We start from the raw sequence: 11,524 nt of genomic DNA on the forward strand, positions 1-11,524 counted from the left end.
ATGGTCCTGGACGAGATCCTGGATCGCGCCCCCGACGACGCGACGGCGTACATGCCCGGCCGGCTGCTGCTGCAGCTCGGTGCGGTGGCGCAGGGGCAGCGGCGCGTACTGGACGTGGCCCCGCGGCACATGGACGCGCTGTCGGTCGAGACCGGCCTGTCCGTGGTGCTGTCCCTGTGGGGCGCGTCCGGCCCAGTCGTGTCACTCGTGTCGGAGGCGGGCACCCACCCCATCCTGATCACCGTCCGGATCGGCTCGACGCTGGGCCCCGACTCGGCTCAGACCCGCCTGTTCGTGGCACTGTCCCGCGACGAGGAGCGGTTCAAGCGATACCTGTCCCGACTCCCCACCGAGGCGCGGGCCAAGCTGACGAGCCAACCGGAGCGGTGCCGCCCCCAAGGCCTGTGCCGAATCCTCGTGCCGGCGATCGACGGCGTGGTCCTGGCCGGCGCGATCTTCGACGAGCACGATGTCGCGGCCACAGTGGCGCTGGTAGGCACCACGTCCTCACTGCGGGAGGACGCGACCGACATGGAGTCGGCCCTCCTCCGCGCCGTCACCGCGATCACCGAGGAACTCGGCGGCACCGAGGCCCGCCGGCTCGCCCTCGCCGCCGAATAGCCGCCAGGACGTTCCGTGGCCGGATCGGTGCCGCTCCGGCGTCTGCGCTGCTCGGGCGCCCCGCGACGACAAGCCGCAAGCAGGCTCGCTTGGGCAGTGCGCGGAGGCGACCTTCCCGAGGCAGCTCAGGCCTCCCGCACGCCCGGCACGCGGTCCTCGACCACGTAACTCGCGCGCGTGGACACCGGCGCGCCCGGCTGCTGGACGTAGGGCAGCACCCGGTAGTCGCTGCGCCACCGCTGCCGGTTCACGTTCACGCGGACGTAGCCGCGTTGTGCGTTGAAGAACTTCATGTGCGGGTTCGCCGCCAGGAAGTTCACGCCGTCGTCGTTCATGTCGGCGCCGTCGCCGCCGCTGGTGACCGACGTGCCCACGAACTCCGACGCGACCGTCGGGGATGTCGGGTCGGCGTAGTCGCGCTTGAGGTCCCACGCGTAGTTCTGGTGGCGGTCGCCGGTGATCACCACCAGGTTGCGGACGTGGCGGTCCTGCGCCGCCGCCAGTACGCGGTTTCGCTCGGCGACGTAGCCGTCCCACGGGTCGTACCAGACGTCCAGTGCCGGGCCCGGATCGCGGTCCGTCTGGCCGATCGGTGCCTGGTTGCCGAGGATCTGCCACCGCGCGCGGGACCGCGAGAACCCTGTCAGCAGCCATTCCCGTTGTGCGGCGCCGAGGATCGTGCGGTCCGGGTCGAGGCGCTCCGCGCAGTCGACCCCGTCGCCGTCTCCGCACGGTTGGTCGTCGCGGTAGGAACGGGTGTCGACCATCGTCAGGTCGGCGAGGTTGCCGTAGTGGAGCCGCCGGTAGATGTGGATGTCCGGTCCGGCCGGCAGCTGGGCACGGCGCAGCGGCAGGTTCTCGTACATGGCCTGGAACGCGTCGGCCCGCCGCCGGCGGAACACGACCGGGTCCTGGTCGGGTTCGGTGTCGACCTTGGAGATGTCGCCCGCCCAGTTGTCCTCGACCTCGTGGTCGTCGAAGGTGACGATGAACGGGTGGCGCGCGTGCGCGTTCCGCAGCGGCGCCTCGGCCTTGTAGAGCGAGTACTGCAACCGGTAGCGCGCCAGGTCGAACGCCTCGGTGTGGAACCGCGGATCGGTGACCACTCCGCGCCGGTTGGTCTTCACCCCGGACTCGTAGATGTAGTCGCCGAGGTGCACCACGAAGTCCAGGTCCTCCTCGGCGATGTGGTCGAACGCGGTGAAGTAGCCGTCCTGCCAGGCCTGGCAGGACGCGAAGGCGAAGTTCAGCTCGCGGGGGCTCGAGTGCGGCGCGGGCATGGTCCTGGTGCGTCCGACCGGGGAGAGCTCACCGCCGACGCTGAACCGGTAGAAGTACTCGTGGTCCGGGGCGAGCCCGCGGATCTCCGGGTGCGCCGAGTGGCCCAGCTCCGGCGTGGCGACGACGCTGCCGCGCCGCACGACGCGTCGGAACCGCTCGTCGGCGGCGACCTCGTACTCGACGCGCACCGGCGTGGCCGGCATGCCGCCCTTGCCGTCCACCGCGAACGGGTCACTGGCGAGCCGGGTCCACAGCACGACGCCGTCCGGTGTGGGGTCGCCGGACGCGACGCCGAGGGTGAAGACGTCACCGGTCCTCGGCGCGGCGAAGGCACTCGCGGCGTTCCAGTCGCCGGTCCCCAGCAGCACCGCGGCCGCACCGGCACCGCCGAGCCCCAGCGCCGTGCGCCGGGAGATGGGTGTGGTCAAGACAACCTCCTGTGGTGGGGAGCAGGGTGTTCAGGTGGGTCTTGTCAACCCTTCAAGCCGCTGGAGAAGCCCTTGATCACGTACTTCTGCAGCACCAGGAAGATCGCCAGGATCGGCAGCGCCGCCAGCACGAGCCCGGCGAACACGAGGCCGTAGTCGGACACGTACTGGCCGACGAAGGAGAAGACGCGCACCGGGATGGTCTCCCGCTCCGATCCGCCGAGGTACAGCAGCGGGGTGAGGAAGTCGTTCCACACGAACACCGCGTTCAGGATCAGCACCGTGCCGGTGACCGGTCTCAGCAACGGGAACACCACCTGCCGGAACGCTCGGAAGTGGCTCGCGCCGTCGATCAGCGCGGCATCGGCGTAGTCGGCCGGCAGCGCGCGGATGAACCCCGTGTAGAGGAAGATGGTGAACGGCAGCTGGATCCCCGTGTAGAACAGGATCATCCCCTGGTAGGTGCCGAGCAGCCCGGCGTCGTCCACCATCGAGAACAGCGGGATCATGCCGAGTTGGAACGGCAGCACGATGCCGAGCAGGAACAGTACGTACAGGCCGTAGCCCAGGCGGGTCTGGCAGCGCGCGACGAAGTACGCGGCGAACGACCCGACCCCGATCAACAGCACCACGCTGACCGCCGTGATCACCGTGCTGTTGATCAGGGCCGTCCCGAACGACGCCTGCTGCCACGCGTCCGCGAAGTTGTCCAACGTCGGCGCGGTCGGCGGCGACAGCGGTGACGCGGCGATCTGTCGCGAGTCCTTGAGGGACAGCGTGACGAGCGCGTACACGGGGAACAGGAAAACCACCGCGACGGCGACCATCAACATCTCCAGGCCGAAGGTCCGGAGGCCATAGCGCATACTCACGTGATCGTCACCTCCCTCCCCCGCAGGAAGTGGATCTGGACCAGCGAGACAGCCGCGACGAACAGGGCGAGCACGAGGGCGATCGCGGTGGAGTAGCCGTAGTTGCCGAACACGAACGCCTGCTTGTAGAGCACTGTGGACAGTGTCTCGCTCGCGTACCCCGGGCCGCCGCCCGTCGCCGCGTACACCTGGTCGAACAGCTTCAGCCCGCCGATGGTCGACAGCATCACGTTGACCGTCACCGCCGGTGCGAGCAGTGGCCAGGTCACGTGCCGAAACCGCTGCCACCGCCCGGCGCCGTCGATCGCCGCGGCCTCGTGCAGGTTGTCCGGCACCGACTCGAGGCCGGCGAGGAAGATCACCATCGAGTAGCCGGCGAACTGCCACACCACCATGAACGCCACCGACCACAGGGCCAGGTCGGGGTCACCGAGCCAGTCGTGCCGCCAGCCGCCGAGCCCGACCGCGCCGAGGATCCCGTTCAGCCCGGCGTCGGGTTCGGGGTTGTACACGTACTTCCACAGGAACGCGACCATCACCGGGCTCACGACGGCGGGGGCGAAGAAGATCACCCGCAGCAGCGCTCGCGACCTGATCCGCGCGTGTACGCCGAGTGCGAGCAGCAGCCCGATCCCGTTCTGCACCAGCACGATCGCGATGGTCAGCAACATCGTGTTGAGCAGCGACCCCCGCGCGGCATCGTCGCTCCACAACTGCGTGAAGTTGTGGAGCCCGACGAACGAGAAGTCGCCGATGCCGCTCCAGTCGGTGAAGGCGTACACGATCCCCGCGCCGCTCGGGTACAGCACGACGAGCGCGTACACGAGCAGCGCGGGCACCGCGAACCACCACGGCGGCAGCAGGAACCTACTGCGCACCGGCTAGTTCTTCCGGTACGTCTGGTCGAGCTTCGCGAGCGCCTGCGGGATGGTGGTCTTCCCGCCGAGCAGCTCCTGCACGACCGCGAAGTGCGCGGGCTGCACCTCGGCGTTGGGCCACGCCTGGTCCATGAACGGCACCGCCTTGTCGTTGTCGAGATAGGGCAGGAAGGGGTCGAGCACCGGGTCGATCTTCGTGCTGCTGTCCCGCACGAGCGGCACGCACGCGACCGCCTCGGCCCAGGTGTTGGTGTTCTTCTGCTCGCCGAGGAACTCGATGAACGCCTTGGCGTCGGCGAGCTTCTTGCTGCGGGCGCTGACCCCGAGGCCGACGGTGACACCGGCGGGGATCCACACGCCGTCGGCGGTCTCGGCGCCGGGCACCGGGAACATCGACAGGTCGTCCGGGTTCGACGCGGCCGAGCGGAACTCCGAGAGCACCGCGCTGACCTGGATCGCCATGGCGGCCTTGCCGGTGGCCACCATCGAGGTCTGTTGCTCGAAGGTGGTGCCGTTGGGGTTGTCGTTGAAGTACCCGCGCTTCTGCAGGTCCAGGTACATCTCCAACGCGTCGACCCAGCCCGAGTCGGCGAAGCTGGCGGAGCCGTCGGCCATCTTCTCGTCGAAGCCCGGGTCCTTCGCGTACACGGTGGACGACACGAGCGCGTAGGTGATCAGCTGCGTCACCCAGGGAGTCTGCGCGCCGAGCGCGATCGGGACCTTGCCCGCCTGCTTGAGCTGCTCGCACACCGCGAGGAACTCCGGCCACGTGGTCGGCAGCCGAACGCCGACCTCGTCGAACACCTTCGTGTTGTAGAGGGCGCCGATGACGCTGGCGCCCGCCGAGTAGATGTAGGTCTTGCCGTCCTGCTGGAAAGCGGACCTGAAGTTGGCCGGGATCTTCTTCGTCCACGCCTGGTCGGACAGGTCGGCGAGCAGGTGGGCGTCGGCGATCTGCACCATGCTCATCGCGCTGCCGTTGCCGGGGTACACGACGTGCACGTCCGGCGCGTTGCCCGCGCCGAGCTGGGTGCGCACCGACGTCTGCACCTGGTCGGTCGGCGCGTACGAGGTGGTGAACCCGATCTTCTTGTACGCCTTGGTGAGCTCGTCGAGCGGCTTCTTCTGGTCGGCGACGCCGATGAGGCGCAGCGTGTCGCTGTCGCCCGAGCCACCGCAGGCGGCCAGCGTCGCGGTCGCGGCGACCCCGCCGGTGAGCGCGAGGAACCCGCGCCGGGACAGTTTGTGGATGGTCATGTTCACTCCTGTGGTGGCGGCGCTGCCGAGGTGAAATCGAAGTCCCCCGAGGTGAGCGGACAGACGAGGGCGCCTGGCTCGGCGTGGCGCACCCGGACGCCGGCGACTTCCCGCGCCCGCAGACCCCGTTCCCGCAGGCCCCGTTCCCGCACGCCGGCCGGGTCGGCGGTCGGCACGTGCGGGGTGGCGGTCGCGCCGGGCGGCACGGTGACCGCGAGCCGCGGCACACCGTCCACGGTGGACCGCGCGGTGCGAAGCGTGCGGCGGACCGACTCGTACCGCGCGCTCGCGTCGTGCAGCGAGCGGGGACGTGGGCGGATCAACAGGTCGCGGTACCCCACCGAGCCGGGTGCCTGGTCGAGCCCGGCGATCCCGCGGTGGAGCCACTCGCCGACCGAGCCGAGCGCGTCGTGGTTGAACGAGTTCATGGCGGCGTCGGCGAGCCGGCCGAGGCGTTCGTCGCGCTGCGGGCGGGCGGTCGGCACGGACACGACGTTGCCGCGTCGGCCTCCCGTGGTCCGTGCCGATACGGCCGTCGAGCCGGCGACCTCGCCGGAGTCGGAGACGATCCCGCCGTCCGCCGACACGACCACGCGGTAGGACACCGGGGTGTCGCCGCGCCGGCCGGAGGCCAGGCGCCGGGACAGCAGCGGTGCCCGCGTCCCGATGCCGACGGGCTCGACCAGGTGCTCGCGGCGAAGGCCGTAGGGGGCCACCGTCGCGTTGGGCTGGTCGGTCATCCCGCTCCGTTCACATGTCACCGTTGAGATGTGATGTTCACATCTTTCAATGTGATCTGGAGCGTAGATAGCGGTTTGAAACGTGTCAAGAAGCGGTGGCGACCTCGTGGACGACCTTGTGCTCGTCCAGCTCACGCAGCGCCTCGGCACTCGCGCCGTCGTCCACGACGACGCGCTCGAACACCGAGAGCGGCGCCACCCGGTGGAGTGCGACGCGGCCCAGCTTGGTGTGGTCGACGAGCAGGACGCTGCGCGCGGCGGCGTCGAGCATGGCCCGCTTGACCGAGACGATGTGCTGCTCCTGGTGGTAGGCGAAGCCGCCGGAGACCGAGGACGTGGAGACGAAGCAGAGGTCGACGCGCAGCGACTCGATCGCGTCCACGCAGGACATGCCGAGGAAGGAGTCGTGGAGCGGGTCGTAGTCCCCGCCGAGCGCCATCAGCCGGATGTCGCGTTCGCGGGAGAGCAGGTTGATGATCTCGAGGAAGTTCGTGACCACGGTCAACGGCGTGATCCCCGTCAGCCGCCGCGCGAGCGCGAGTGCCGTGGTGGAGTCGTCGAGCATGACCGCCATCCCCGGCTCGACCATCGCGGCCACGTGCTCGGCGATCGCCTCCTTGGCGTGCTGCATCGACTTCTTGCGGTAGGCGACGTTGCTCTCGAACACGCCGGACGGCTGCGCGGTGACCCCGCCCCGGTACTTGCGGACGAGGCCCTGCCGTTCCAGCTCGTCGAGGTCGCGGTGGATGGTCATGAGGCTGACCGCGAACAGCTCGGCCAGGTCCGCCGCGCTCACCGAGCCGGCGGACAGCACGTGGTCGGCGAGTGCCTTCCGCCGCACGTCCGGCCCCATGCGGCTGTTCGTGTCCTTGCTCATGACCCTCTTAACATTTTCCGCGTCGACATCACACAGCCTGTAACAGGCGACGCGGTCAGGTCAAGTCCACAGCTGGATCGGGCCCAGGATGCCGGAGACCCGCTGCCCGGCATAGACCCCGAGTGTCGGCGAGGTGTCGTCCAGCAGGGGGCCGAGCGTGTTCCGCACGGTGACGGTGATGGAGTTGACCCCTTCCCGGACGAGCCCGGCCAGGTCGAACCGGTAGGGCGACCAGATCCGGACACCGGCGGCATGGCCGTTGACCCGCACCTCGGCCGTCCCGCGGACCGCGCCGAGATCGAGCACGACGGGCCCGGTGGCGGCACTCAACCCGACCTCGCGGTGGTAGCTGACCGCGCCGGAGAAGGACCCGAGCCCGGCGTCCTCCCACGGCCCGAGGTCGATGGCGCGACCAGCGACGGGCTCGGGGGCGATGGCGAACTCCGCCGGGCCGTCCCACAGTGCGCCGCCCGTGCGGCCGTCCGTCGGGGTCACCCTGATCAGCAGTTCGCCGCCGGGCGGCAGGTCCTCACCCGTCAGCGGCTTTCCGTCGACCCACGCCGCGGTCGTCGCCGCGATCGGCAGCCGCACCCGGTGCGCGCCTGGCGGCACCACGAGCCGGAACCACTCGTCCCGCCGCTCGTGCCCCGAGTCCGGCACCACGTCCAGCACCCCGGTCGTCGGCGCGCCGTCCAGCCACGTCGCCCTCGGCAGCGGGTGTGGGCGGGCGCGCAGCAGCGGCCACCTCGGGTCGTATGACCGGCGTCGCCGCAGTGCCGTCGCCACCGGCGCCCCGTCCCGGGAGAACGCCCACGTCGTGGCCGGTCCGTCGAAGATCAGCGAGACCGGGGCGCCCCTGTCGTGGAACACCACTTCCAGCAGGTTCTCCCCCGTCCGCAGCTCGATCTCGTGCGGCAGAACTCTCGGGTTGGGCCGCGTCGCGTACGGGTCGAACGCACCCTGCACGGCGACCTCCGTCCCGTTGACCAGGAACGTGGCCGCGCCCTCCGTGCCCAGCTGCACCACGACGGGGCCGGCGGAGGCCTCGATGGTCGCCGACGCCCGCACGGTCGTTCCCGGCACGCTGCCGTCGGCGGGCGTCAGCCATTCCGGCCGGGCGAACGCCGCGGGATCGTCGGTGAGCGCCCAGTACCCGCGCAGGGGACCGTCCTCCTCGGCCCGGACCAGGACGTCCAGCCTGTTCGCCGCACCGCATTCGACGTCGTAGAGCCGTAGGTAGCCGCCCGGGTCGAGGAGCGGCGTACCGTTCCACCACACTTCGACCGGTCCGTTCGCGGCGACCGCGAGCGTCCGCGGGCCGGGCGGTGCGGGCAGTGTCGTCCGCAACTGGACCGTCGACGCCGCCGCCACGTGCCAGAACTCCTCCGGCACCCGCCCCTTCGGTCCGAGCGCGGTGACGTGGCCCGGATCCTTCTCGATGCCGCGCGAGAGCGAGTACTCGACCGGTCGCCATTCGCCACCGTCCACACTGGCCCGCGCGAACTCGCCGTGGGTCACCAGCACCCGCCGCCATTCGCCGTCGCCGATGCGGTGCTCGGGCCGCCACTGCGTCACGGTCCGAGCGTCCACCTCCGCGCGCCACGGCCCGGTCAGCGGCGTGGCTGTCAGCTCGGCTGACGCGGGGGCCACCACCGGCGGGGACACCCGGTCCGACCACACGAGCACGGCCGCGGGCGCGGAGCCGAAGGTGACCGTGACCTCCGTGCCACCCGCGGCAGGGCGGCACGGCGCGAGGGCCGCGGTCCCGGTCAGCGGGTCCCACTGCTCGACGTCGGTCACCATGCCGGCCAGCCACACCGTGGTCGCGGCGGACAGCCGGGACGGGTCGAACCGGTAACCCCGGTCGCGCAGGGACTGGTTGTACCGCGCCATGTCCAGGTCCTCGACGTCGTCGGACCACGCGGTGCCGGGCAGGATCGGGTTGACCGTCGCCTCGCCGGCGGTCACGAGCAGCACGTGCCGGTCGCCGACACGCCGCCGCAGGACCGGGGTGTCGGCGCGCACCGCCTGCTCCACCACGGGCATCTCGGTCAGTCCCAGTTCGCGCAGCCGGGCCACGGCCGCGTCACCGTCGGGGGTGTCCGCGTGCTGCGGCAGCGCGCCCAGCAGCACCACCTGTCCACCGGCTTCCGCGAGGTCGACCAGCGCGCGGGCGGTGGCCGCCTCCAGCACCGTGCAGGCGGGCACGACCACGACCCGGTACCGCTCACCCCGGGTGTGCAGGGCGCCGTCGGCGACCCGTCCGGTCGCGACGGTGTGGTCGTCGAGGACGTCGAAGTCGAGGCCCGCCGCGCGCAGGGCGCCGGGAGCGGAGTCGAACCAGAGCATGCGCCCGACGGTGTCGAGGTAGGTGCGGTGGGCGGCCGCCGCGTCGGCGCGGACGCCGTCGACCAGCGCGCCGGCGGCGACGGTGGTGGCCGGGAACAGCACGCCGACGTCGCAGACGTGTTCGCCGCGGGTGAGCAACGCGCACAGCCGGGCGACGGTGTCGGCGAAGTGGCGGTAGTGCGGCCAGTAGGGCTGGCGCCAGCAGGTGCTCGGCGGTGCCCACTCCCACCAGTTCTCCCGCGTCGAGTAGTAGACGGCGTGCGGGTTGTAGAGGGTGGCGCCGGAGAGCAACCAGGGCAGCAGCCAGTCGAAGGTCTCCTCGAGGGTGCCGCCCCAGCCGGTGGAGTGGAACGCCTCGATCCAGGTGCGTGGTCGGCCGTAGTGGTGGGCCAGCGAGCTGTGGAGCTTGGCGTCACCCCAGTGGTCGCTGCCGGGTGCGCTGTACCAGCGGTGCGTGCGCGGGTAGTCGGCGTACTGGCGGACGGTGCCCAGTGGCTCTCCCGCGCGCGACGGGCTCTGCTGGTCGACGCCGACCGTCATGCCGTGACGTTCGTGCCATTCGTGCAGTGGCGCGAAGAACGCCTCCTCGGCGAGTGCCGCCCGCACCCGCTGGTAGTCGATCCGGACGCGAGCCGACTCCGGCCCCCAGTCGTGCCAGAGCGCGCCGATGAGCGGCTCGATCCGGTAACCGCGGCGCCGCGCGAACTCGGCGGAGAACCGCGGCGACCAGGTCGGCAGCGACGGCAGCTCGTCCTGGAAGGAGCCGACGACGACGTCGCCGAGGTAGTCACCCAGCCGCCGTTCGAACTCGCCGTGGACCTGGTCGAACAGGACGGCGCACGCCTCCGGCGAGGTGTAGTCGAACCCGCGGCGCAGCTGGTAGGCGAGGAGGATCTCCCCGTCGTACTCGGCGCGTCCACCGTGGACGGCCAGCGGTCGCCGGTCGTCCACGGCCCACGCGGCGATCGCCTCGCCGCCGTCCGGCACCCGCAGCTCGCCGTGCCCGGTCAGGTACTCCAGCGAGGCGCCGGCGAACTCCGGTCGCGCCGCGACGATCCGTCCCTGGAGGTTGGCGCCGGAGAACCCGATCTGGTCGTAGAACCAGAGCCGGGCCCCCCGCTCGCGGGCGTGCCGGCACAGCCCGGCCCACAGGTCCCACCAGTCCTCGCTCAGCAGCGCCGGCTCGTCGGCGAGCGCTCCATAGCTGGGTCCGGACGGCGCGAGGTTGATCACCACGACGTTGTGCACGCCCTGCTCGAGGAGGGTGTCGAGCTGCGCGCGGAGCACCGGCAGCCGGACCTTCGCGCCACTCCACCACCAGATCGGCGCCGGGGAGAACGCCGGGTCCGGTGTGGCGAACCCGGTGTGCAGGTCCGCGTGCCGCGACCGGTACCCGTCCATGTCCATCAGGCCCGCCCGTGGGCGGCCCTCGACCGGCGGGCGACCGGGGCGATCACGATGGCGATCTTGGCGCCGGACGCGTCGCCGCCACCGCCGGCGCCCTCGGCCGAGCAGGCGGAGACGACGAGCGTCAGCGTCGTGGCGAGGACCGGGAGTCGACGCATGGGTGAGTCCTTTCGCTTCGGAGCGACAGTCGTGTCGAGCGGAGCTTGTTTCAGTGCACGCGGTTCAGGGAGTAGAGCGCGGCTGGTTGGACCGGGTCGGCGGGGAACCGGATCTCGGTGAGCGCGACGTTCTCCAGCACGGGGAAGACATGGCGGTAGCGCGCCACAGGAAGTCCGATGAGGACACACAGGCCGATGCGGAACAGGCTGCTGTGCGCGACGACGAGGACGATGCCGTCGTGTGCCGCGTCGAGCTCACGCAACGCGCTGGCGCACCGCTGTCCCGCGGCGCCCAGCCGTTCCGCGCCGAGGAACGCGTTCGTCTCGGGGTTCTCCCGGAACCGGCGCACGGCCTCGGGATCCATCTCGGCCAGTGTGTGGCCCTCGAGGCCGCCGAAGTCGACCTCCCGCAGGTCGGGGTGCAGGTTCAGCGGAACCCCGAGCGCCTCGGCGGCGGGCGTGGCGGTGGTGACCGCACGCCGCTGCGGCGAGCTGACGACCACGTCGACGCCCAGCGCGACCGCGGTCCTGGCGAGCTGTTCGGCCTGCCGCGACCCGCGGTCGGTCAGCTCGGGATCGCTGCGGCCGCCGGCGTACCGGTTCTCCGCGTGCCACACGGTCTCCGCGTGACGCGCCAACAGCAGACGGGTCACGAC

General features: G+C 71.2%; 10 protein-coding genes. 1 reads left to right on the plus strand and 9 read right to left on the minus strand.

Annotated elements, in window-relative coordinates; all coding sequences use genetic code 11:
* A partial coding sequence (locus ACJ73U_RS21620; RefSeq protein ID WP_407779489.1) for a transcriptional regulator occupies positions 1–621 on the plus strand: 621 nt, incomplete at its 5' end.
* Between the two features lie 125 nt (positions 622–746).
* Here ACJ73U_RS21620 and ACJ73U_RS21625 read toward each other — a convergent pair.
* From ACJ73U_RS21625 to ACJ73U_RS21665, 9 genes are all read right to left on the minus strand, one after another.
* A complete protein-coding gene (locus tag ACJ73U_RS21625) occupies positions 747–2,330 on the minus strand; it encodes an alkaline phosphatase D family protein (protein WP_407779490.1) in 1,584 nt (527 codons plus the stop codon).
* A 44-nt stretch (positions 2,331–2,374) separates the two neighbouring features.
* Positions 2,375–3,196 (minus strand): carbohydrate ABC transporter permease, encoded by an 822-nt coding sequence (locus tag ACJ73U_RS21630; protein WP_407779522.1) that lies wholly within the window; start codon positions 3,194–3,196, stop codon positions 2,375–2,377.
* Positions 3,197–3,198: 2 nt separating this feature from the next.
* Complete coding sequence (locus ACJ73U_RS21635; protein ID WP_407779491.1) at positions 3,199–4,080, minus strand: carbohydrate ABC transporter permease; 882 nt, start codon at positions 4,078–4,080, stop codon at positions 3,199–3,201.
* A 3-nt stretch (positions 4,081–4,083) separates the two neighbouring features.
* Positions 4,084–5,337, minus strand: coding sequence for an ABC transporter substrate-binding protein (locus ACJ73U_RS21640; RefSeq protein ID WP_407779492.1), 1,254 nt, complete (start codon positions 5,335–5,337; stop codon positions 4,084–4,086).
* Positions 5,338–5,339: 2 nt separating this feature from the next.
* The gene (locus ACJ73U_RS21645; RefSeq protein WP_407779493.1) at positions 5,340–6,077 is read right to left on the minus strand and encodes an alpha-L-rhamnosidase C-terminal domain-containing protein; all 738 of its coding nucleotides are present in this window, start codon (positions 6,075–6,077) and stop codon (positions 5,340–5,342) included.
* 85 nt (positions 6,078–6,162) lie between these two features.
* The gene (locus ACJ73U_RS21650) at positions 6,163–6,954 is read right to left on the minus strand and encodes a DeoR/GlpR family DNA-binding transcription regulator (protein WP_407779494.1); all 792 of its coding nucleotides are present in this window, start codon (positions 6,952–6,954) and stop codon (positions 6,163–6,165) included.
* Between the two features lie 60 nt (positions 6,955–7,014).
* Positions 7,015–10,710, minus strand: coding sequence for a hypothetical protein (locus ACJ73U_RS21655; RefSeq protein WP_407779495.1), 3,696 nt, complete (start codon positions 10,708–10,710; stop codon positions 7,015–7,017).
* Positions 10,710–10,868 carry a hypothetical protein gene (locus tag ACJ73U_RS21660; protein ID WP_407779496.1) on the minus strand — a complete coding sequence of 53 codons (159 nt, stop codon included), beginning with the start codon at positions 10,866–10,868 and terminating at the stop codon, positions 10,710–10,712. Before ACJ73U_RS21660 ends, ACJ73U_RS21655 begins: the two co-directional genes overlap by 1 nt.
* Before the next feature lie 50 nt (positions 10,869–10,918).
* Positions 10,919–11,521: a histidine phosphatase family protein gene (locus ACJ73U_RS21665; protein WP_407779497.1), complete on the minus strand. Its 603-nt coding sequence runs from the start codon at positions 11,519–11,521 to the stop codon at positions 10,919–10,921.
* Between the last annotated feature and the right edge of the window lie 3 nt (positions 11,522–11,524).

Source organism: Actinophytocola sp., from assembly GCF_045807065.1.
In the GTDB taxonomy this organism is placed as follows: Bacteria; Actinomycetota; Actinomycetes; order Mycobacteriales; family Pseudonocardiaceae; genus Actinophytocola.

What these genes read in the sequence shown, in the direction of transcription:
- ACJ73U_RS21640 (WP_407779492.1), bottom strand. Translation starts at nt 5,337, where the DNA reads ATGACCATCCACAAACTGTCCCGGCGCGGGTTCCTCGCGCTCACCGGC.
- ACJ73U_RS21660 (WP_407779496.1), bottom strand. Translation starts at nt 10,868, where the DNA reads ATGCGTCGACTCCCGGTCCTCGCCACGACGCTGACGCTCGTCGTCTCC.
- ACJ73U_RS21630 (WP_407779522.1), bottom strand. Translation starts at nt 3,196, where the DNA reads ATGCGCTATGGCCTCCGGACCTTCGGCCTGGAGATGTTGATGGTCGCC.
- ACJ73U_RS21655 (WP_407779495.1), bottom strand. Translation starts at nt 10,710, where the DNA reads ATGGACATGGACGGGTACCGGTCGCGGCACGCGGACCTGCACACCGGG.
- ACJ73U_RS21650 (WP_407779494.1), bottom strand. Translation starts at nt 6,954, where the DNA reads ATGAGCAAGGACACGAACAGCCGCATGGGGCCGGACGTGCGGCGGAAG.
- ACJ73U_RS21645 (WP_407779493.1), bottom strand. Translation starts at nt 6,077, where the DNA reads ATGACCGACCAGCCCAACGCGACGGTGGCCCCCTACGGCCTTCGCCGC.